The following is a 21,088-nucleotide window of genomic DNA, read 5'->3' as shown; positions in this document are numbered from 1 at the left end:
TCGCCCGCCACTCAGACGAAACGCCGGATCATGACAGACCACCCCGACCACACGCACAGACAACTCGGCCTCGTGATCGACCTTGATACCTGCGTCGGCTGTCACGCCTGCGTGGTGGCCTGCAAGGGCTGGAACACCCAGAGCCAGCCCAGCCCGCTGTCGGATCAGGACCCCTATGGTGCCGATCCTTCGGGCACCTTCCTCAACCGCGTGCACAGCTATGAGGTGACGCCCGAGGCCGGTCCCACACAGCTGGTGCATTTCCCCAAGTCCTGCCTGCATTGCGCCGATGCGCCCTGCGTCACCGTCTGTCCCACCGGGGCCAGCTACAAGCGGGTCGAGGATGGCATCGTGCTGGTCAACGAGAGCGACTGCATCGGCTGCGGGCTTTGCGCTTGGGCCTGTCCCTATGGCGCGCGCGAGATGGACCCGGCGGCGGGGGTGATGAAGAAATGCACGCTCTGCGTCGACCGCATCTACAACGAGACCCTGCCCGAAGAGGACCGCGAGCCCGCCTGCGTGCGCACCTGCCCGGCCGGGGCGCGGCATTTCGGCGATCTTGCCGACCCCGAAAGCGAGGTCAGCCTGCTGGTCGAGGAACGTGGCGGGATCGAGTTGATGCCCGAACAGGGCACCAAGCCGGTCAACCGCTACCTGCCGCCGCGCCCGCGCGATGCGTGGCAGGGCGAGGTGGACGTGCTGGCGCCCTTCCTCGCGCCGGTGGCCGAAGAGCCGCGCGGCCTGTTGGGCTGGATCGACCGCACGCTTGCGAGGCTCTGACCATGCATCCGGCGCCCTCGCTTCTGGTCTTCACCACTCTCTCGGGTCTCGGCTTTGGCCTGCTGTTCTGGCTCGGCATCGACCTCTCGCCACCCAGCGGCTGGACCGCCTTCGCCTTCCTCGCGCTGGCCTATGCGCTGGCGCTTGCCGGGCTCGCCGCCTCGGCCTTTCATCTGGGGCACCGTGAGCGCGCGCTCAAGGCGTTCAGCCAATGGCGCAGCAGCTGGCTCTCGCGCGAGGCTTGGGCGGCGGTGATCACGCTGCTCTTGGGCGGCGGCTATGGTCTGACGCTGCTCATCGGCACCCCGGTCCTGCCGCTCGGCTGGCTTGCCGCGCTGGCGGCTTTGGCCACCGTCACCGCGACCGCGATGATCTATGCGCAACTCAAAACCGTGCCGCGCTGGCACCACCGCTCCACCCCGGCGCTGTTTCTTAGCTATGCGCTGGCGGGCGGCGCCTTGCTGGCGGGGCAGCTGCTCGCGGCGTTGGTGCTGCTGACCCTCACCGGCGCACTGCAGGTCTGGGTGTGGGTCGACGGCGACAGCCGCTTTGCGCGCAGCGCCAGCACCCTTGCCAGCGCCACCGGCCTAGAGCCGCAGGGCACGCCCCGCGCGCTCTTTGCGCCGCATACGGGCGGCAATTACCTCACCCGCGAGATGGTCTTTGTGGTCGCCCGCCGCCATGCGCTGAAGCTGCGGATCATCGCGCTGCTGCTGGCGGTACTGCTGCCCTTGGCCGGTCTGCTCGCACTGTTGCTGCTTTCCCTGCCCGGCGCGGCGCTGCATCTGCTGGCCCTCATTTCCCTTGTCTCGCATGTGGCGGGCGTGCTTGTCTCGCGGTGGTTGTTTTTTGCTGAGGCCGAACATGTGGTTGGCCTCTACTACGGGAGTCGTTGAGTGTGCCGTTTCTCGCCGGGTTCGATACGCGCTGGCCGGATGTGGCCGCCTATCTCTCCGCGCTCACCGGCGATCTCGACGAGGCCCGGCGGCTCGACCGTCTCGCGGAGTATCTGGCGCCCGAGGTGATCTCGCACGAAGCGCTCGGCGCGCTTGTGGAACCCGAGGTGCTGGGCGCGGATCTGGCGGCGCGGGCGGCGGCGCTGAGCGGTGCGCGCCTGCTCCCCGAAGAGCGGCTCTGGCAGGCGACGGCGCAGAACGCCTTTGTCGCCGCCGAGCGGTGTCACGTCACCGCACGGCACGACGGGGCGGGGCTCTACGGCCCTCCGTCGCGCGCGCGCGTGCAGTTCACCCAGATGACCGAGCGGCACTGCGTGGCAGGGCAGCTGCACGAGCAATGGGTGCTGCGCGACGAGGCGGCGATCCTGCGGCAGATCGGCGTCGATATGCTCGAAGGCGCCCGCTGGCGGCTGGCCGCCGCGCCGCGCGAGACCTACCCGCCGCGCTATACCGCGCGCGGCAACGACAGCCCGTGGGGCGCGGCGCTGACCGATCTGCTGGAGCGGGTGATGAATGGCGAACTGGCGGTGATGGCGCAGGAGTATGATCCGGCCGCCGAGCTCTTTCTTCCCGGCGCGGAGACCGGCTGCGGCCCGCGCGAGGCCGAGACCTTCTGGCTGGGGCTGCGCGCGGCCTTCCCCTCGGCGCGGTTCGAGGTAGACCACGCGCTCGGCGCAGAAGACCCGCTGTCGCCGCCGCGGGCCTGCCTGCGCTGGTCGCTCAGCGGCACTCATGACGGGCATGGCGCTTTCGGCGCCCCCACCGGCGCGCCGGTGCATATCCTTGGTATGACGCAGGTGGAGTTCGGCCCCGATGGCCTGCGCCGCGAATGGACGATCTACGATGTGCCCGGCGTCTGGGCGCAGATCCTGCGCGCCACCGGCACCGCCTGAGCGTCCTTAGACACTTAGACAGGTTTGATCAGGCTGGTTTGATCAGTTTGGCGGTGCGACGGCTCCGAAGGGGTCTTCACCGAAGCGATTGCGCCCCGGCGTGCCCTTCGATGCGAGCCAGACGATCAGGACGATGATCCCGATCAGCGGGATCAGCGCCAGCCAGTACCACCAACCGCTGCGGTCGGTGTCATGCAGCCGCCGGACGGTGACCGAGATGTAGGGCAGCACCACCAGCAGCCCGAAGACCGACGAGAAAGGCGCGAATTGCGTCTGCGACGATACGGCGGCGCTGGTTTCGGTGGTGACGGTGGTGGTCTGCCCGAAGAGCGCCAGATCCAGCAGCCCCAGCAGCAGCCCGCCGCCATAGACGAAGAGCGCGAACCACCAGAACTCCGAGCGCGCGGCGCGGCCCGAGAAAGTCACATATTTGCTCAGGCAGGTCTTTACGGCTTGGGTGAACCCCATGGCGGTGCCTCCGTTCCTGTTTAGGCTTTGTTTCGGCGCAATCTAAGACACCTTAGAGCCGAAAGCCCCTTGGTGCGAGCCTTGTGCAAGGCGGGTCTCAGCCCTTCTTCTTGCCGCCAAAGAATCCGCGGATGCGCCCGCCGGCCTCGTCGAGATTGTCGCCCATCTCTTCGAGCGCCGGGTCGATCCGGGCGCGGCGGAACCGCCGCCAGCGCACCCAGACCGCCCATGCGAAGGCCGCCAGCAGCGTCAGCACAATGATGTTGGTCCAAGGAATGATGCGCACGTCGGGCCCATCGACCGGCCGGATCGAGACGGCGTTGGGGTAGATCGACAGGAACTCGTTGCGCCAGCCGTAATGTTTGATCGCCACCCATTGCGGATCTGCCGCGCCCGAGCGCAGGTCATTGGCCTCGGCCTGCAGGTTCGAGGTGTCGAACTTGAAATAGGGCGGCCAGCCCCAGCTGGTGTCCTCGTTGCGGTAGACCATCACCTTGTCGTTCGCCAGACGGGTCTGGATGAAGAACACGTCGCGCCCGCCGGTTGCGGCGGCGCTCTTGCTGCCCGCCTGACTCCAGAACCAGCGGTTCACCGAACCCGGTGTCTCGCGCTTCTCGTAGGTGTCGGTGATGCGGGCGATGTCGTGCTGCGGCAGCGTGTAATGCAGGAAGGCGCCGACGAGCAGCCAGAAGAGCACGATGAAGGTCCATTTCACATAGGTCACTTGGGCTCTCCTGATGATGCGGCGCGCAGGCGCGGTGCGCCTCCTCCTCAGGTGACCTGTCGGCGCAGGAAAATCAACCGTCTGGCGGCAAAACAACCCAAGCTCCGCCGCTGCACGGCCCGCGCGTCCTACTTCCTCTTGGCGAAAATATCCCGGGGGTGAGGCGCGCAAGCGCCGAGGGGGCAGCGCCCCCCCGGACCAGAGCCTAGCCGACCACGTTGAACGCCGGGCCGTAGGGATAGCCGGTGATGTTCTCAGCGCCATTCTCGGTGATCACCAGAATGTCGTGCTCGCGGTAGCCGCCCGCGCCGGGCTGGCCTTCGGGGATCGTCAGCATCGGCTCCATCGAGACCACCATGCCGGGCGCCAGCACGGTGTCGATATCCTCGCGCAGTTCCAGCCCGGCCTCGCGGCCATAGTAATGCGACAGCACGCCAAAGCTGTGGCCATAGCCGAAGGTGCGGTATTGCAGCAGATCGCGCTCTGACAGGAAGCCGTTGAGCGCATGTGTCACCTCGGCGCAGCTCACCCCCGGCTTCAGCAGCGACAGGCCCAGCTCGTGGGTGGCGACATTGGCCTCCCAGATGGCAAGGGACGCGGGGTCGACCTCGCCGACAAACAGCGTGCGCTCGAGCGCGGTGTAATAGCCCGAGATCATGGGAAAGCAGTTGAGCGAGAGGATATCGCCCCGCTGCAGCGCCCGCGCGGTCACCGGGTTATGCGCGCCGTCGGTGTTCAGCCCCGACTGGAACCACACCCATGTGTCGCGATACTCGGCATCCGGGAGGCGCTTCGCGATCTCCAGTTCCATCGCGTCGCGCCCGGCCATGGCGATATCGATCTCGCGCGCGCCCTCCCGCACTGCCTCGCGGATGGCATAGCCGCCGATGTCGGCGACCTGCGCGCCATGGCGGATGAGCGCGATCTCGGCGGGGGATTTCATCATCCGCTGGCGCATGGTGGCGGGGGCGATATCGCGGCTCTGCGCCGGCGTGAGGAACTCATCGAGCAGCGCCTTCTGCGCCAGCGTCAAATGATCGCCCTCATAGCCGATCACCTTGCCGCTGCCGGTGACCTGCCGCACCGCGCGCCACAGGTTGTTCCGCGCCCAGTCCGTATAAGTGATGTTATCGCCATGGCAGCGCCGCCACGGCTGGCCAGCGTCGATGCCGGCGCTGATCGTGACGCTCTCGGTGGCGGTGACCACCAGCGCGTAGGGCCGCCCGAAGCTGCAATAGAGAAACCCCGAGTAATAGGCGATATTGTGCATCGAGCTGAGCACGCAGGCGTCGATTCCCTGCGCCGCCATCTCAGCGCGCAGCCCGTTGAGCCGGGCGTCATATTCCTCGGGCGCGAAGGGCAGCGGAGCCTTCTCGCCGTTGTGGAATCGGTAGCTGGCGGGGCGGGTGTTCACTTGGTGGTCCATATGGCCCTCCTTTGGATGCGGAGGGGCGGAACCCGACCCTGCCGCAGAGACAAAGCAAGGTCCCGGCGTTCAGGACGGTTGTGTCTTTGGATGATGGGAACTCACCCGGTGACAGGGCGTGCCAAGCGGCACCGGCGACGCCATCGCCTGCCCGCTGCCGAAGATGCGGCGGGCAGGCGGTTTTGGCAAGAGCGCTGTTTCACGTGGAGCGTTCCGCGGCGTCCACTCGAGGCTGGTGAGGGGCGCTGCCCCTCACACTCCCCGGGATATTTTCGCCAAGAGGAAGCAGGCAGCTTCCCCGCAGGGCTTAGACGCTCAGGCAGACGTATTTCATCTCGAGGTAATCCTCGATGCCGTGGTGGCTGCCCTCGCGGCCGAGGCCGGACTGTTTGACGCCGCCGAAGGGGGCAAGCTCGGTTGAGATGAGGCCGGTGTTGACGCCGACGATGCCATATTCCAGCGCCTCGGCGACCTTGTACACGCGGCTCAGGTCGTTGGCGTAGAAGTAGGACGCAAGGCCAAAGATCGTGTCGTTGGCCATCTCGATCACCTCGTCCTCATTTTCGAATTTGAACAGCGGCGCGAGCGGGCCGAAGGTCTCTTCGGTGGCGAATTTCATCTCGCGCGTGGCGCCGGTGACGATGGTCGGGCCGAAGAACTGCCCCTGCAGCTCATGCGCCTCGCTGCCGAGGATAACCTTGGCGCCCTTTTCCTTGGCGTCGGCGATATGCTCCTGCACCTTGTCGATCGCCTTGGAGGTGATCAGCGGGCCAAGATCGGTGCCCTCTTCCAGCCCGTCGCCGACCTTGAGCTTGGCCACCTCGGCGGCGAGCTTCTCGGCGAAGGCATCATAGACCCCGGCCTGCACGTAAATGCGGTTGGCGCAGACGCAGGTCTGGCCGTTGTTGCGGAACTTGCAGGCGATGGCGCCCTGCACCGCTTCGTCGAGATCGGCGTCGTCAAAGACGATGAAGGGCGCGTTGCCGCCCAGTTCCATCGAGCATTTCATCACTTGATCAGCACCCTGCCGCAGCAGGATGCGGCCCACTTCGGTGGAGCCGGTGAAGGTCAGCTTGCGCACCTTGGGGTTTTCGCAGAACTCCTTGCCCGCTTCCGAGGCAGAGGAGGTCGGCACCACGTTGAACACGCCCGCCGGGATGCCTGCGCGCTTGGCCAGCACCGCCAGTGCCAGCGCCGACAGCGGGGTTTCCGAGGCTGGGCGCGCGACGAAGGAACAGCCCGCCGCCAGCGCCGGACCGGCCTTGCGGGTGATCATCGCGGTGGGAAAGTTCCACGGGGTGATCGAGGCGGCAACGCCAATGGGCTGCTTGAGCACCATGATGCGCTTGTCGCGGGCGTGGCCGGGGATCGTCTCGCCGTAGACCCGCTTGGCCTCTTCGCCAAAGAACTCGATGAACGATGCGCCATAGGCGATCTCGCCCTTGGCCTCGGCCAGCGGCTTGCCCTGTTCGGCGGTCATGATGGTGCCAAGATCGTCCTGATTCTCCATGATCAGGTCGAACCATTTGCGCAGCACCTGCGCGCGCTCCTTGCCGGTCCATTGCGCCCAGCTTTTCTGCGCGATGTAGGCGCCGTCGATGGTGCCGGCGATCTGGGCGCGGCTGAGGTCGGCGACCTTGGCGATCACGTCGCCGCGCGCGGGGTTGGTCACGTCAAACTCGCCGTCGGCGCCGGTGATCCATTCGCCATTCACGAAGGCGCGGGTCTCGAGCAGCGTGGGATCCTTCAGCAGCCCGGGAAGGTTGGTGGTCTGGTCGAGCATGGGAGCCTCCTTGGTTCGTGTCGCGCTCCGCCGCGTTTTCTGCTGCGGAGGTCGGTGCATCTGTTATTCCCGAGTCTAGTACGAGAACGGAGAAAGACGATGGACCTTAGCGACGCATATGCCAATGCAGCTCATATCGAGGGGGCGGCGGATTACCCGCCACGCTGGTCGGCGGCGGCGGAGGTCTTTCGGGCCGAGATGCAGGCTGCGGGGCGGCTGCGCAGCCTCTCCTATGGCGAAGGCGAACGGCAGGCGCTCGATCTGTTCCTGCCCGAGGGCACGCCGCGCGGGCTCGTGGTTTTTGTGCATGGCGGCTACTGGTTGAAGTTCGACCGCTCGGTCTGGTCGCATCTGGCCGCCGGACCGCTGGCGCAGGGCTGGGCGGTGGCGATGCCGTCTTATGACCTCTGCCCCGAGGTGCGGATCAGCGAGATCACCCGGCAGATCGCCACTGCGGTCACCGTGGCGGCGGGCGAAGTGGCCGGACCGCTGCGTCTTACCGGGCATTCCGCCGGGGGCCATCTGGTCGCGCGGATGTTGGCGCCGGGCCTGTTGCCTGCCCCGGTGGCCGAGCGGATCGCTGGCGTGGTGCCGATCTCGCCGCTCTCGGACCTCGCGCCGCTGATGCAGACCGACATGAACGCCGGGCTGAAGCTGGATGCGGCGGAGGCCGAGGCCGAGAGCCCCATCCACCAGCCCGCGCCGCAGGTGCCGGTGACGGTCTGGGTGGGCGGTGACGAGCGTCCGGTGTTTCTCGATCAGGCGCGCTGGTTGGGCGAAGCGTGGAGCGGGGGCGACTGCGACGTGGTGATCGACCCGGGCCTGCATCATTTCAACGTGATCGACGGGCTGGCCGAGGTCAGCAGCCCGCTCTGCCGGGCCGTGACCGGAGACTGACGCAAGCAAGGGCGCGCGTGCCGCGCCCTCACTCTGCCCGCTTTATTCTGCCAGTTGGACGATCTGCAGAAGCTGCCAGACCGTCATATTGTGCACCGGCTCGATGTCCAACTCGGGGTGTTCATCGTAGGGGAACATCACCCAAAGCGGGCCGTTGTTTTCGAGCGGGAAGGGCTCGCCGTTCACCCGCGTGGTGACGATCGGATAGGCGTCGGTCAGATATTGGGCGTTCTCGGTCAGGTCGATCTTCGCGTGATAGCCGTCGTCGGCGACAAACTCGATCATCCCGCCGTTCGCCGGATCGGGCAGACCCGCTTCTTTCAGAACGTCGATCAGCAGCGGGCCGCTGAAGCTCTGCTCTTCCCACGTCCATTGGGTTTCGGTGCTGAACTCATGCTGCGGGAGCGCTTCCAGCGCCTCGCGGTCGAGCGCGGTTTCCACGCCCTCTGCGGTGATCACCGTGAGCAGGGTTTCCGACGCCGAAGCGGGGACGGCGATCCCCGAAAGCGCGATAAATGCCGAAAATGCGGCAGCCGTTTGCCGGAGGCTGGAAAAGCAGGCCAAAGGCGGGATGGGAAATGCAATCGACACATCAAATCTCCTTCGTGACTTCAAAAGTTTAGGGCCAAGACTCGAGCCATGGAACGGGGCGCCGCGCCGCACCCATTAATTGTTGTTAATTCCCCAAGGCGTAGCCTGATTCTTCGGCATTTTGAGGGCCTTCCGAGAGGCTGGGTAGGCAGGTATTTGCCGTAGCGTCATCAAGGCGTCATACGGACATCACGCGCGCGTTACATTGCGGCCCCATGGCGGTGCGGACCGATAACAGGGGGACGTCACATGACCATCCGCACGCTGTGCCTCACCTCGGCGCTGGCGCTTTTCGCCGGTGCCGCGCAGGCCGAGATAAATTTCAACCGCATTGCAAGCTTTGCCACGCCCGAGAACATGGCCGAGGGCGAGGACCGTGCGCGCGTGACCTCGGCCGAGATCATCTATGCCTCGGAAGACGGCAACACGCTGGTCTACACCGACAGCCCGCTGGGCGTGATCGGCCGTATCGACATTACCGACCCGCGCGCGCCGAAGCCGCTGGGCAACATCGAGATGGGCGGCGAGCCGACCTCGGTGGCCGTCGCGGGCGACACCGCTTTTGTGGGTGTGAACACCTCCGAGAGCTACACGGCGCCTTCGGGCAAGCTCGAGATGGTGAACATGCAGAGCGGCGAGATCGTCGGCGCGTGTGACCTTGGCGGCCAGCCCGACAGCGTGGCGCTGTCCAAGGACGGCAGCTTTGTCACCGTGGCGATCGAGAACGAGCGTGACGAAGACGCCGGCGATGGCCGGGTGCCGCAGATGCCTGCGGGCTATGTGGCGATCCTCGACGTGGTGGATGGCGCGGCGCAATGCGACAGCCTTGTGAAGGCGGATGTCACCGGCCTTGCCGAGATCGTGCCGGAAGACCCCGAGCCCGAGTTCGTCGACGTGAACGGCGCCGGTGAGATCGTGGTCACCCTGCAAGAGAACAACCACATCGTGGTGCTGAACAAATCGGGGGAGGTGCTCAGCCACTTCTCGGCGGGCAGCACGGATCTGACCGAGATCGACGCCACCGACGAGCGCGGCGCGCTGATCTTCACCGAGAGCCAGGAAGGCCGCCTGCGCGAGCCCGACTCGGTGCAATGGCTGGATGACGAGCACTTCGCCATCGCCAATGAGGGCGACATGGACGGCGGCTCGCGCAGCTTCACCGTCTTCAACAAAGACGGCACCGAGGTTTACGACAGCGGCAACGCCTTCGAACACGCGGTGGTTCAGGTCGGCCACTACCCGGACAAGCGCTCGGACGCCAAGGGTGCCGAGCCCGAGGGTATGGAGGTCGCGACCTTTGACGGCACGCCCTATATGATCCTGCTCTCCGAGCGCGGCTCGGTCGCCGGGGTCTATGACATGACCGACCCTGCCGCCCCGGTGCTGAAGCAGATGCTGCCCTCGGGCATCGCCCCCGAAGGTGCCGTGGCCATCCCGCAGCGCAACCTGCTGGTCACCGCCAACGAAGAAGACCTGATCGAAGACGGCGGCGTGCGCGCCCATGTGATGATCTACGAGTATGCCGAGGGCGCGGCGATGTACCCGACGCTGACCTCTGAAGGCGCGGATGAACTGATCGGCTGGGGCGCGATCTCGGGCATGGTCGCGGGCGATGACGGCATGGTCTACGCGGTCAACGACAGCTTCTACGGCTTTCAGCCGCGCATCTTCACCATCGACCCTTCGTCGAAACCGGCACGCATCACCAAGGCACTCGACGTGACCCGCGCGGGCCGTCCGGCGCAGAAGCTCGACCTCGAGGGGATCACGCTCGACGGCGAGGGGGGCTTCTGGCTCGCCTCTGAGGGCAATACCGCGAAGCTGATCCCGCATGCGCTCTACCACGTGAGCGCCGAGGGGGAGATCGAAGAGGAAGTCGGCCTTCCGGCAGAGCTGCTGGCGCAGGAGAAGCGCTTTGGCTTCGAGGGCATCACCATGGTGGATGGCACGCTGTGGATGGCCGTGCAGCGCGAGTGGACGGGCGATCCGGAAAACCACGTGAAGCTTGTCTCCTACAATCCCGAGACCAAGGAATGGGGCGCCGTGCTCTATGCCAAGGCCGCGCCCGAAAAGGGCTGGGTCGGACTGTCGGAGATCACCGCGCATGGCGATTTCGTCTATGTGGTGGAGCGTGACAACCAGATCGGTGCCGCTGCGGTGACCAAGAAGGTCTATCGCATCCCGCTGGCAGAGATGGTGGCGGCCCCGCTCGGTGGCGACCTGCCGGTGGTCAGCAAGGAAGAGGTGCGCGACCTGATCCCCGACCTCAAGGGCTGGGGCGGCTATGTGGTCGACAAGGTCGAAGGCCTCGCCATCGCGGAGGACGGCACCGCCTATGTTTCGACCGACAATGACGGTGTCGACGACAGCTCGGGCGAGACCTTCTTCTGGAGCTTCAAGCTCGACTGATTCGGCGTCTTGTTGAGCTTGAAGGGCGCCGTGCGGGAGACCGTGCGGCGCCTTTGTTATGCGCGGCGCGACGTGGGGAGATCGGGCCGTGCGTATTTTTAAAGAGAAGAAGCGTCAGGGGCTGCGCAGCAGCGGCGGGATCAGCTCGGCCAGCAGGTCGAAGACGAGGCGGATGCGGCGGGAGCTGTGCACCTCGCGGTGCGCGACCAGCCAGACCGGGAATGGGATCTCGAGATCCGGCAGGGCGCGGCTCAGGCGCGGGTCGGCGTCGCCGAGGCCAAGCGGGCCGACACCGATGCCGAGACCGGCGCGGGTCATCTCCCAGTGCACGAGGTGGCTGGAACTGATCAGGGGGAAATTCGCCTCGGTGACCGGGATGCCGAGGCCCTTCAGAAAGCTCATATGCGGGCCGGGATCCTCGAAGGCGATGAATTCGGCTGCCGCGAGATCGGGCAGCGCCTTGAGCGGCGGCAGCTTAGCGAGATAGGCCTTTGTGGCGTAGAAGCTGCCGCGATCCTCGGCGATCTTGCGGGCGATGAGGTCGGGCTGTTCGGGGCGGGCGTTGCGCAGGGCGATATCCGCCTCACGCCGCTTGAGGTCGCGGATGGCGTTGGAGGCGAGCACTTCGATGGTCAGCCCCGGCGCGGCGGCGCGGATCTGCGGCAGCACCTGCGGCAGCAGCCAGCCGGCGTAAATTTCGGAGGCGGTGATCGTCACATGGCCCGCGATCTGCTGCTGTTGGCCCGAGGCGACGCGCGACAGGTGCTCTGCCGCTTCGCCCATGGCCCGCGCGTGTTCGGCCAGTTGCAGGCCCGCCTCGGTCAGCTGCAGCCCGGTGCCATGCCGTTCGAAGAGCGTGAGGCCAAGATCTGCCTCCAGCGCCGCCACCTGCCGCCCCAGCGTCGGCTGGCTCATCCCCAGCGCGCGGGCCGCCGCGGAGAGCGAGCCTTCCTCGGCGGTGGCCAGAAAGCCCCGCAGCCGGTTCCAGTCGAAACGCAATCCCTGCCAATCCATGCGTATTTGTATGGGGTGTCTGCGATATGGGTCAATATTCATGCGTCACCGCAGCGGGTAACTTGCGGGCATCTCGTCTCATCGCATCTCGCTTCAAGGAAAGCCCGTCATGAAAGCCGTCACCGCCCGCCGTTATGGCCCCGTCGAAACCCTGCGTGTCGAAGATCTGCCGCGCCCCGTGCCGGGGCCGGGGGAGGTTCTGATCCGCGTCCATGCCGCCTCTGTCACCACCGCCGACTGGCGGCTGCGCGCGGCGGCGTTTCCCGGCGGGCTGGCGCTGATCGGGCGGCTGGTGGCGGGCCTTTGGAAGCCGCGCCATCTGGTGCCCGGCTCGGATGTGGCGGGCGAGATCGTCGCGCTGGGCGCGGGGGTGCAGGGCTTTGCCGTGGGGCAGCGCGTGCTGGCGGTGCTGGGCCACGGCGGGCACGCCGACTACGCGCTTGCCAAGGCCAGCGGCGCGCTGGTGCCGATCCCCGAGGGCATGGGCTATGACGCTGCTGCGGCGCTGCCGTTCGGCGCGCTGACCGCATTGGAGTTCCTGCGCGAGGTGGCGCGGGTGCAGCCCGGCCAGCGCGTGCTCATCCTCGGGGCCTCGGGCGGGGTCGGAGCCTATGCGGTGCAGATCGCCGCCGCGCTGGGGGCCGAGGTCACCGCCGTGGCGGGGCCGGGGCGCAGAGAGCTGCTCATGGGGCTCGGCGCGGCGGAGGTGCTGGATTACACCCGCGACCGCCCTGGCGGGCGGTTCGATTTGATCTTTGACACGGTGGGCGCGCTGGACTGGCCGCGCAGCCGCCGCCTGCTTGCGCCGCAGGGGCTGTTCCTGCCGCTGAACTTCGGCCTGCGTGAGCTGTGGCATTTGCTGCGCGCCAAGCTCGCGGGCGGCCCGCGGCTCCGGCTTCATGTCAGCGGAGACAGCCGCGCCGCTCTCGAGGCCCTGCTGGACATGTGGCGCGCGGGGCAGCTGACGCCGGTGATCGGCGCGCGCTTTCCCCTCGCGCAGATCGTGCAGGCGCACCAAATGGTCGAGACCCGGCACCGGGCGGGCGCGGTGATCCTGCAGGTGGGTGAAGAGTCGCCCGGATCCGCAAGCGGCGCTATGCTGGCGGAGACGCCCGCGCGTCTGCAGGATCAGGTGGCGTGACGCATCCGGGTTCACAGCGCTGCCATAAAGCCATCGTTCTATGGCAGCGATCTTGCCGTCATATCTGGGAGCGGACGTGATGAAGGTGATGAACTGGAACATCGAATGGATGAACAACTGGTTCTCGGGGAATCACGAGCCCAGATGGGGGAGCGGGTCGCTGAGCGCCGAGGAGGCGCAGCGTGTGGCCGAGAAGGTCGCGCGGGTGATCCGGCGCACCAGCCCCGATATCCTCTGCGTGCAGGAAGGGCCGAGCGCCGCGCAGGAGATGCAGCTCTTTCTCGACGATCATCTGTCTGAGGGTGGTGTGCCGCTCTACGAGGCGCTGATCGGCAAGGCGGGCGGGGCGCAGAAGCTCTATGTGCTGCGCAAGCTGGGCGGTGCTGCCGAGATCATCGACCATGCCACCGATCCGCTCACGTTGGCGCTGGAAGACGTGTGGCGGGCGGATGTGGATGGCGACCTGCTGCTGCAGCCCTATGATTTCACCCGCGTGCCAATGGTGGTGGATGTGAAACCGGCGGAGGGCGTGCCCTTCCGGATCGTGGTGCTGCATACGAAATCGAAATATGTGCACAACGGGCAGGTGCTGTTCAACGATCCGGCGCGGCGGCAGGAGTTCATTGCCGCGGCGATGAAGGCACGGCGGCGGATCGCGGCGGAAGGCTTTCGCCTGAGAACCTATCTCGATGAGCTCATCAAGGCGAATGGCGACGAGCGGGTGATCGTCACCGGCGATTGGAACGACGGCCCGGGCCCCGATTTTTTCGAGCGGCAATATCTGTCTCACAATATCGCGGACATCGTGCTTGGAAGCACCTTCTACCCGGAACTGATCTTTCAGCACCCGATCCTGAGACATGTCTCTCCGGCGCTGCAGTTCACCGCGCGGTTTGACGATTTTGTCGACAACGTGCGGGACCGGCCGTTGCTGCTGGATCATTTCGCCGTCTCGCCAGCACTGGCCGCAGAGGTCGTGGACGCGGGGATCGCGCATGACGCGTTTGAGGATGAGATCGACGGATCCGGTTCGGCGCGGGTGCAGCGGGCCAGCGATCACCGCCCGATCTGGCTGGAGATTTAGGCCGCGGCCAGAGTGCCCGCTCGCCAGAACACGAAAAAGGCCCCGGTGGGTCCACCGGGGCCTCAATACGTCAGAATGCGGTGCTCAGTTCACCGACTTGCTGTCGACCACGTCCTTTTCGATCGCTTCGGTCCGCTGTGGGCGGGCGATGGCGATGCGTCGCGGTTTCAGCGCCTCGGGAATTTCGCGGCGCAGGTCGATGTGCAGCATGCCGTTCTCGTGGGTCGCGCCTTCGACACGCACGTGATCGGCAAGGGTGAAGCGGCGCTCGAAGGCGCGGGTGGCGATGCCACGGTGCAGATAGCTGCGGCCTTCGCCCTCGTCGGACTTCTTGGCCGAGACCACCAGCGCGTGATCCTTCACCTCGACCGACAGATCCTCGTCGGCAAAGCCGGCCACGGCGATCGAGATGCGGTAGGCATCGTCGGCGGTCTTTTCAATGTTGTAGGGCGGGTAGCTGGGCTGGGCCACGTCACTGGCCAGAACCCGGTCCATCATGTCGGCGATCTGGTCGAAACCGACGGTGGCACGATAGAGCGGGGCAAGATCGAAATGTCGCATGGGAATCCTCCGTTGAGCGATACCATCAAGTCGCGCCTTTCCTTGGGGAACAGGCGCTTAGGTTGGCCGGAGCCCTGTCTCAGGCGCCCCGGTAACCTTCAGATGGGGAGGGATTTTGCCGCTTTCAAGACCCTCGCTAGCCGGTCTGCCAAACGCCGCTAGGGCCGCACGAAGCGGGCCCCGGTGCCCTCGCGCCCGCCGCCCACGGTGATGCGCCGCGCGCCGCTGCTGACGACGGGCCGCGCGTCCTCCCTGCGCAGCCGCGCGGCCAGCGCGGGCACCAGCGCCGAGATACCGGGACCGAAGGCGGTCGCGCCGCCAGAGGCCGAAATCCCGGACGCCGAAATCACCGACAGGATGCGCAGCCGCCCGTTGTCGCGGTAAAAGACCGGCGCGCCGGAACTGCCGAAGGTCACATCGCAGTCGAACCCCAGCACGTCGTCGGCGTAATGCGCGGTGATGGCGCAGGACGGCTCGCGCGAGAGCACCTCCTCACGACCCTGCCCGTAGGAAAGCACCGTCACCTCGCTGCCGTCGGGCGCGTGATCGAGCAGGCGGAAGGGATCGGCCTCGGCGATGGTCACCGGCGCCTCGAGCTTCAGCAGCGCCACATCCAGCGCCACCATCTCATGGCTGGGCTTGGCGCGCCTTGCATAGCGCTCCGGCGTCACCCAGCGGCGCACGCGCTGCGCGACGATCTGCGTGCCGTGGTGATAGCCGGCGCGAAAGGTCAGGCTCTCGGGCGGGCGCGGCGCGCCGTTTTCCTCATAAAGGCAATGGGCGGCGGTCAGCACGATGTCGCGCGCAATCAGCGCGCCGGTGCAGATCGAGTCCTTGCCCTCGACCCGGCCCACCGCCTCCCAGCCAAGCAACTCGCCACGCCGGTCGAGCACGTCGAAATTGGCGCCGCCCCCTTCCGAGCCAGATTGCGCGCCCGCAAGCGCGGGCAGGCCGATCAGGGCGGCTGTCAGCAGGAAACGCAGCCTCATGGTTTGATGAACTTCGCGCCGGTGTCGCGGCGGCTGCCTGCGCTGAGCGGGTTGAACACGTCGTCCTCGTCAAGCGCCCCGCGCAGCCGCGCCAGAGGCGTATCAAGACCGGTGGCCAGAGACACCGGCTCGCCGCCCGCCTGCGCCTTGGCCGAGATCACTGACACGATGCGCGGCGTGCCTTCGGCAAAGGAAAACACCGGCGATCCGGAACTGCCGAAATCCACCGAGCAATCGAGCACCAGCATGCTGTCCTGCTTGTCGAGAACGCCGCAATAGTCCTGCAGCGAGGGCGCCTCCGAGCGGTCATGCGCGTAAGACACCACGCCCAGTTCGTCACCAGCCTCGGGCAGCGGGCCAAGGCCGAAAGGGGCGATGGCGCTGTTGCGGATCGGCAGCTGCAATTCGATCACCGCCACGTCGTGCCGCACGCGCTCGGGGCTGGCGGGGGCCATGAAATCATAATCCTCCAGCGCCACCGCGCGGCGCACCCGGCGATAGGCGGCGGCGCGGCCATTGCGCCAGCCCGCTAGGAACTGGATCTGCTCGACCGGCACACGGGCGCCGGTGCTGGCGTCGAACAGGCAATGCGCCGCGGTGAGCACTAGGTCAGGGGCGATCAGCGCGCCGGTGCAAAAGGCTTTGCCGCCGATCTCGAGCCGACCGACGGCCTCCCAGCCCCGGCCATCCTCGCGGCTTTCCATGGAGAAGAGTCCGCCGCTCTGTGCAAAGGCCGGCATGGCCAGCAGCAAGAGCAGCGCAATAAGGTATTTCACGCCGGTGACTCCCTGTTCGCCCCATCACGCTAGGGAACGTCTGAGGCGAAATTTGGGCGCAGTGCCGCTTTCGGCCGGTCCTCAGTCCGGGCTTCAGTCCGCTTCGGCCAGCGCCCTTGGTTTCGGCCCGCCGGTGGCCCAGTCCAAAAGCTCCACCGTATGCACCACCGGCACGCCGGTGCCCGAGCCGATCTGCATCATGCAGCCGATATTGCCCGCGGCGATCACCTGCGGCGCTTTCGCCTCCAGCGTGGCGACCTTGCGGGCGCGCAGCTGTTGCGAGATCTCCGGCTGCAGCAGGTTGTAGGTCCCGGCGCTGCCGCAGCACAGGTGGCTGTCCGCGGGTTCCACCACCTCGAAACCGGCCCGCTTGAGCAGGTCCTTGGGGGCGGATTTGACCTTCTGCCCATGCTGCAGCGAGCAGGCGGCGTGATAGGCCACGCGCAGGTCTTTCGGCGCGCTCGTCAACATCTCGGCGGGGATCTCCAGATCGCGCAGCAGCTCGCTTATGTCCATCGCCTTGCCCGACACCTCTGCCGCCGCCGCGGCCAGCGGGCCATTGCGGAACATATGGCCATAGTCCTTCACCGTGGTGCCGCAGCCCGAGGTGTTGATGACGATGGCATCCAGCCCCGCGCCGTCGATCTCGGCCTTCCACGCGTGGATGTTGGCCTCGGCAGAGCCATGCGCCTCGGCCTCGCGCCCCATGTGATGGGTGAGCGCGCCGCAACAGCCCGCGCCCTTGGCCACCACCACCTCGCAGCCAAGCCGCCGCAGCAGCCGGATGGTGGCGTCGTTGATGTCGGTGTTCAGCGCCTTCTGCGCGCAGCCGGTCATCAGCGCCACGCGTTTGCGCTGCGGCGCGGTGGCGGCAAAGCTCTGCGGATCGTCATTGCGGCTGACCGGCGGGATGCGCTTGGGGGCCATCTCCAGCATCGCCTTCAGCCGCGCGTCGGGGATCAACGCGGCAAAGGGTCGGCCCAGCTTGGCCGCCGCCAGCGCGAGGCGGAAGCGGGTGGGATAGGGGATGATCCGCGCCAGCACCCAGCGCAGCGCCCGGTCGTGCCACGGGCGAGTGTAGTTTTTCTCGATATAGGCGCGGGCATGGTCCACCAGATGCATGTAATGCACGCCCGAAGGGCAGGTGGTCATGCACGACATGCACGACAGGCAGCGGTCGATGTGCTTGACGGTCTTCTCGTCCGGCACCCGCTCGTTCTCGAGCATGTCCTTGATCAGGTAGATGCGCCCGCGCGGGCTGTCGAGCTCATCGCCCAGCACCGCGTAGGTCGGGCAGGTGGCGGTGCAGAATCCGCAATGCACGCAGGAGCGCAGGATCTCGTTGGAGCGCTCGATGGCCGGATCGCGCAGCTGCTCGGGGGTGAAATTCGTCTGCATGTCTCTTCCTCGGCTCAGGCCATCAGGCCGGGGTTGAGCACCCCGCGCGGATCAAAGCGGGCGCGCAGCCCGGCGCTCAGCGCGGCGACCGGCGCCGGCTCGGGGTGGAAGGCAGGGGCGGCCCCACTGCCGCGAAGGCGCGTGGCATGGCCCGCGAAAGCTCCCAGCCGCGCGCGCGCATCCGTGCCCTCGGGCATCAGCGCCCAGATCAGCCCGCCGCCCCAATCGTAAAGCAGCGCCTCAGCGCCAAGCGTCGCGGCCAGGTCCGGCGCGTCGGAGGGCTTGCACGAGATGCGCCAGACATCCCCGGCGCGGCCCTGCAGCGGCGCCACATCGCGGATCCCGGCCCAATGCGCGGCACCGTCTTCGGCCACATCGTCCGGAGTATCGGCAAAAAGCGCGCGCAGCTGCTCCAGCCGGTAGGCGACGGATTTCTCGAACCCCTCGATGCGCAGCGACGTCTGCCCGGCGGCGGGATCATGCGCCGCGCCGGTCACGTCGAAGGGCGAGCCGAGCGCTTTTGACATGGCCGCTACGGCCGCCGCATCCGAAAGCCCCTGCAGCACCAGCGTGGCCGAGGTTTCGGGCCGGGGCAGCACCTTGAAGCTCAGTTCCGTCAGCACGCCCAGAGTGCCATGGCTGCCCGCCATCAGCTTCACCAGATCATAGCCGGTGACGTTCTTCATCACCCGCCCGCCGTTCGACACCACCGTGCCCGCGCCATCGACAAACCGCACGCCAAGCAGGAAGTCGCGGCAAGCGCCCGAGGCGATGCGCCGCGGCCCCGAGGCGTTGGCAGCGGTGATGCCGCCAATGGTCGTTTCCCCAGTGCGCCCCAGCAGCGCGCGCAGGTCCGGCACCTCGAAGGGCAGTCGCTGGCCTTCGGCGTCCAGCGCGGCTTCGATCTCGCCAAGCGTCGTGCCCGCTTTGGCCACCAGCGTCAGCGCGCCGGGCTCGTAAAGCGTGATGCCGCTCAGCCCGCCGGTCTCTAATGCTTCACCCTCCGCCATGGCGATGGCGCGCGTGCCGCCACCACGGATCGACAGGGCGCCATTCGCACCGGCAATGGCCTCGGCAAGCTCTGCCTCGGTCTCAGGTCTCATGCATCTTCCTCTTGGCAGAAGTATCCCGGGGGTGCGGGGGCTGGCCCCCGCTTGGTCCTGCGTGCGGGGGCTGGCCCCCGCTTTTTAGTGCGTTCTGGGCGTGCTCACTCGGCGGCCAGAGCCGCGCTGCGCCGCGCTTCCGAGGCGTCCAGCGGGAAGACCTTGGCGGGGTTCAGCAGCCAGCCCGCGTCAAAGACATCCTTCACCGCCATCTGCGCCTCAAGATCGGCGGGCGCGTATTGCGTGTGCATCAGGTCGCGCTTCTCGATCCCCACCCCATGCTCGCCGGTCAGGCAACCGCCGACTTCGACGCAAAGCTTCAGAATTTCCGCCCCGAGCCGCTCGCAGAGCTGCAGCTGACCTTCCTCATTGGCGTTGAACAGGATCAGCGGGTGCATATTGCCGTCGCCGGCGTGAAAGACATTGGCCACCTTCAGGCCGAACTGCTGCGACAGCTCGCCGATGCGGCGCAGCACAAAGGGCAGTTCCGAGACCGGGATCGTGCCGTCGAGGCACATGTAATCGTTGATCTGCCCCATGGCGCCAAAGGCGGATTTGCGGCCCAGCCAGATGCGGCCCGCCTCGTCCTCGTCCTTGGCCTCGCGAAGCTCCACCGGGTTGTGGCGCTCGGCGATCTCGATGATCTTCTCCAGCTGTTCGGCGATCTCCGCCTCCGAGCCCTCGACCTCGACGATCAGCAGCGCTTCGCACATCGGATACCCGGCGTGGGCAAAAGCCTCGCAGGCCTCGATGCAGGGGCGGTCCATGAACTCGATGGCCACCGGCAGCACGCCCGCCTTGATGATGTCCGACACGCAGGCCCCGGCAACCTCGTTCGAGGCGAACCCCATCAGCACCGGGCGCGCGCCCTCGGGTTTGCGCAGGATGCGCAGGCTGGCCTCGGTGACCACGCCAAGCTGCCCTTCCGAGCCGCAGATGACGCCCAAGAGGTCCAGCCCCGGCGCATCCAGATGCGCGCCGCCCAGTTCGATCACCGTGCCGTCCATCAGCACCATGGTGACGCCCAGCAGGTTGTTGGTGGTGACCCCGTATTTCAGGCAATGCGCGCCGCCCGAGTTCATCGCGATATTGCCCGCGATGGCGCAGGCCAGCTGCGACGAGGGGTCGGGCGCGTAAAAGAAATCCTCTTCGGCAACGGCACCGCTGACCGAAAGGTTGGTGCGGCCTGTCTGCACGCGGATCACCCGGTTGGCGTAATCGGTCTCGAGCACCTGGTTCATCCGCGCCACGCCAAGGATCACCGAATCCGCGGTGGGCAGCGAGCCCCCGGCGAGCGAGGTTCCCGCACCGCGCGGCACGACCGGCACGCCTTCTTCGTGGCAGATCTTCAGCACCGCCGAGACCTCTTCGGTGCTCGACGGCAGCACCGCGCAGAGCGGCGGGCAGCGGTAGGCGGTCAGCGCGTCGCACTCATAGGCGCGGGTTTCGGCTTCTTCCGAGATCACCGCAGTGGCGGGCAGCACCTCAAGCAGGCGCGCGACGATCCGCGCCTTGCGGGCGAGGATGCTGGCATTGGGGGCTGGCATCTCCATCGGGGTCCTCCTCCTCGAATTGGTAAACTCATATAACCAATTCCACCCGAGGCCAAGAGATTTTGCCACAGCCCTTGCAGAGCCGCGTTGCGCCCCTTGCGCGGCGCGCGGGAATGGTAGCAGGTAAACCCATGGACTGGCTGAAGATCATACATATTCTCTGCGTCATGGGGTGGATGACCTCCATCTTCGCCGTGCCGCGCGCGCTGATTTACTGGAAGCGCGATTACGCCACGACCGGCGCCTTCGGCCCGCTCGGCGATCTGACCTATCGGCTCTACCGCTTCTCGGCGGGACTGGCGGTGATCGCGGTGATCACCGGGATCTGGCTTGGCGTGCTCTGGGGCTTTCCGGCATGGCTGCACGCCAAGATCGGCCTCGTGGTGCTGCTGGCGGCGCATTACGTCTGGACCGGCGTTCTGGTCGGCCGCGCCAAGCGCGGCGAGTTCCGCGAGTCGGATATGTTCCTGCGCATCTTCAACGAGATCAGCGTGGTCGGCACGATCGCCATCCTGTGGCTGGTCGTGACCAAGCCGTTCTGA

20 protein-coding genes are annotated in these 21,088 nt (G+C 66.8%); 8 read left to right on the top strand and 12 right to left on the bottom strand.

From position 1 onward, the window contains the following. Positions 1-30 precede the first annotated feature (30 nt). Genes AYJ57_RS07155 through AYJ57_RS07145 form a run of 3 tightly spaced genes read left to right on the top strand, consistent with a single transcriptional unit; the run spans position 31 to position 2,629 of the window. Positions 31-780, top strand: coding sequence for a 4Fe-4S dicluster domain-containing protein (locus AYJ57_RS07155; protein ID WP_066103177.1), 750 nt, complete (start codon positions 31-33; stop codon positions 778-780). 2 nt (positions 781-782) lie between these two features. Beyond that, entirely contained in the window at positions 783-1,676 is an 894-nt protein-coding gene (locus tag AYJ57_RS07150; RefSeq protein WP_066103174.1) for a dimethyl sulfoxide reductase anchor subunit family protein, read from the top strand. Positions 1,677-1,678: 2 nt separating this feature from the next. Next, positions 1,679-2,629, top strand: coding sequence for a nuclear transport factor 2 family protein (locus tag AYJ57_RS07145; RefSeq protein WP_066103172.1), 951 nt, complete (start codon positions 1,679-1,681; stop codon positions 2,627-2,629). 42 nt (positions 2,630-2,671) lie between these two features. On the opposite strand, the gene AYJ57_RS07140 is transcribed toward AYJ57_RS07145, so the two are convergent. From AYJ57_RS07140 to AYJ57_RS07125, 4 genes are all read right to left on the bottom strand, one after another. Then, positions 2,672-3,097, bottom strand: a complete 426-nt coding sequence (locus AYJ57_RS07140) for a DUF805 domain-containing protein (RefSeq protein ID WP_066103169.1) — start codon at positions 3,095-3,097, stop codon at positions 2,672-2,674. 97 nt (positions 3,098-3,194) lie between these two features. Then, the gene (locus AYJ57_RS07135) at positions 3,195-3,821 is read right to left on the bottom strand and encodes a DUF1523 family protein (RefSeq protein WP_066103165.1); all 627 of its coding nucleotides are present in this window, start codon (positions 3,819-3,821) and stop codon (positions 3,195-3,197) included. A 205-nt stretch (positions 3,822-4,026) separates the two neighbouring features. Next, a complete protein-coding gene (locus tag AYJ57_RS07130) occupies positions 4,027-5,247 on the bottom strand; it encodes an aminopeptidase P family protein (protein WP_066103162.1) in 1,221 nt (406 codons plus the stop codon). A gap of 307 nt (positions 5,248-5,554) precedes the next feature. Beyond that, positions 5,555-7,030 (bottom strand): NAD-dependent succinate-semialdehyde dehydrogenase, encoded by a 1,476-nt coding sequence (locus tag AYJ57_RS07125; RefSeq protein ID WP_066103159.1) that lies wholly within the window; start codon positions 7,028-7,030, stop codon positions 5,555-5,557. A 99-nt stretch (positions 7,031-7,129) separates the two neighbouring features. On the opposite strand from AYJ57_RS07125, the gene AYJ57_RS07120 reads away from it, so the two are divergent. Then, on the top strand, positions 7,130-7,927 hold the full coding sequence (locus tag AYJ57_RS07120; protein WP_066103156.1) for an alpha/beta hydrolase: 798 nt from the start codon (positions 7,130-7,132) through the stop codon (positions 7,925-7,927). A gap of 42 nt (positions 7,928-7,969) precedes the next feature. On the opposite strand, the gene AYJ57_RS07115 is transcribed toward AYJ57_RS07120, so the two are convergent. Continuing rightward, positions 7,970-8,518, bottom strand: a complete 549-nt coding sequence (locus AYJ57_RS07115) for a molybdopterin-dependent oxidoreductase (RefSeq protein ID WP_066103154.1) — start codon at positions 8,516-8,518, stop codon at positions 7,970-7,972. A 249-nt stretch (positions 8,519-8,767) separates the two neighbouring features. Here AYJ57_RS07115 and AYJ57_RS07110 point away from each other — a divergent pair, with 249 nt between their 5' ends. Beyond that, positions 8,768-10,927 (top strand): esterase-like activity of phytase family protein, encoded by a 2,160-nt coding sequence (locus tag AYJ57_RS07110; RefSeq protein ID WP_066103151.1) that lies wholly within the window; start codon positions 8,768-8,770, stop codon positions 10,925-10,927. 114 nt (positions 10,928-11,041) lie between these two features. Here AYJ57_RS07110 and AYJ57_RS07105 read toward each other — a convergent pair whose 3' ends face one another. After that, entirely contained in the window at positions 11,042-11,941 is a 900-nt protein-coding gene (locus AYJ57_RS07105) for a LysR family transcriptional regulator (protein ID WP_066103149.1), read from the bottom strand. A 109-nt stretch (positions 11,942-12,050) separates the two neighbouring features. Between AYJ57_RS07105 and AYJ57_RS07100 the strand changes: the two genes are divergently transcribed. Together AYJ57_RS07100 and AYJ57_RS07095 are read left to right on the top strand one after the other, a co-directional pair. Beyond that, positions 12,051-13,082 (top strand): NAD(P)-dependent alcohol dehydrogenase, encoded by a 1,032-nt coding sequence (locus AYJ57_RS07100; protein WP_066103145.1) that lies wholly within the window; start codon positions 12,051-12,053, stop codon positions 13,080-13,082. A 79-nt stretch (positions 13,083-13,161) separates the two neighbouring features. Next, positions 13,162-14,166, top strand: a complete 1,005-nt coding sequence (locus tag AYJ57_RS07095) for an endonuclease/exonuclease/phosphatase family protein (protein ID WP_193789519.1) — start codon at positions 13,162-13,164, stop codon at positions 14,164-14,166. 84 nt (positions 14,167-14,250) lie between these two features. Here AYJ57_RS07095 and AYJ57_RS07090 read toward each other — a convergent pair whose 3' ends face one another. From AYJ57_RS07090 to AYJ57_RS07065, 6 genes are all read right to left on the bottom strand, one after another. Then, a complete protein-coding gene (locus tag AYJ57_RS07090) occupies positions 14,251-14,727 on the bottom strand; it encodes an Hsp20 family protein (RefSeq protein ID WP_066103139.1) in 477 nt (158 codons plus the stop codon). Between the two features lie 158 nt (positions 14,728-14,885). Further along, positions 14,886-15,716: a trypsin-like serine peptidase gene (locus AYJ57_RS07085; RefSeq protein WP_083191174.1), complete on the bottom strand. Its 831-nt coding sequence runs from the start codon at positions 15,714-15,716 to the stop codon at positions 14,886-14,888. Beyond that, positions 15,713-16,492 carry a trypsin-like serine peptidase gene (locus tag AYJ57_RS07080; protein WP_237220206.1) on the bottom strand — a complete coding sequence of 260 codons (780 nt, stop codon included), beginning with the start codon at positions 16,490-16,492 and terminating at the stop codon, positions 15,713-15,715. Before AYJ57_RS07080 ends, AYJ57_RS07085 begins: the two co-directional genes overlap by 4 nt. Positions 16,493-16,585: 93 nt before the next feature. Further along, positions 16,586-17,890: a glycolate oxidase subunit GlcF gene (glcF, locus tag AYJ57_RS07075; RefSeq protein ID WP_066103136.1), complete on the bottom strand. Its 1,305-nt coding sequence runs from the start codon at positions 17,888-17,890 to the stop codon at positions 16,586-16,588. A gap of 14 nt (positions 17,891-17,904) precedes the next feature. Then, positions 17,905-18,993, bottom strand: a complete 1,089-nt coding sequence (locus AYJ57_RS07070) for an FAD-binding protein (protein WP_066103132.1) — start codon at positions 18,991-18,993, stop codon at positions 17,905-17,907. A gap of 104 nt (positions 18,994-19,097) precedes the next feature. Then, positions 19,098-20,546: an FAD-linked oxidase C-terminal domain-containing protein gene (locus AYJ57_RS07065; protein ID WP_066103130.1), complete on the bottom strand. Its 1,449-nt coding sequence runs from the start codon at positions 20,544-20,546 to the stop codon at positions 19,098-19,100. A 131-nt stretch (positions 20,547-20,677) separates the two neighbouring features. On the opposite strand from AYJ57_RS07065, the gene AYJ57_RS07060 reads away from it, so the two are divergent. Further along, positions 20,678-21,088 (top strand): CopD family protein, encoded by a 411-nt coding sequence (locus AYJ57_RS07060; protein WP_066103127.1) that lies wholly within the window; start codon positions 20,678-20,680, stop codon positions 21,086-21,088.

It is taken from the genome of Salipiger sp. CCB-MM3 (assembly GCF_001687105.1).
In the GTDB taxonomy this organism is placed as follows: Bacteria; Pseudomonadota; Alphaproteobacteria; order Rhodobacterales; family Rhodobacteraceae; genus Salipiger.
The sequence above is the reverse complement of the archived record's forward strand: the minus strand, read 5'-3'. Positions and strand labels throughout refer to the sequence as shown.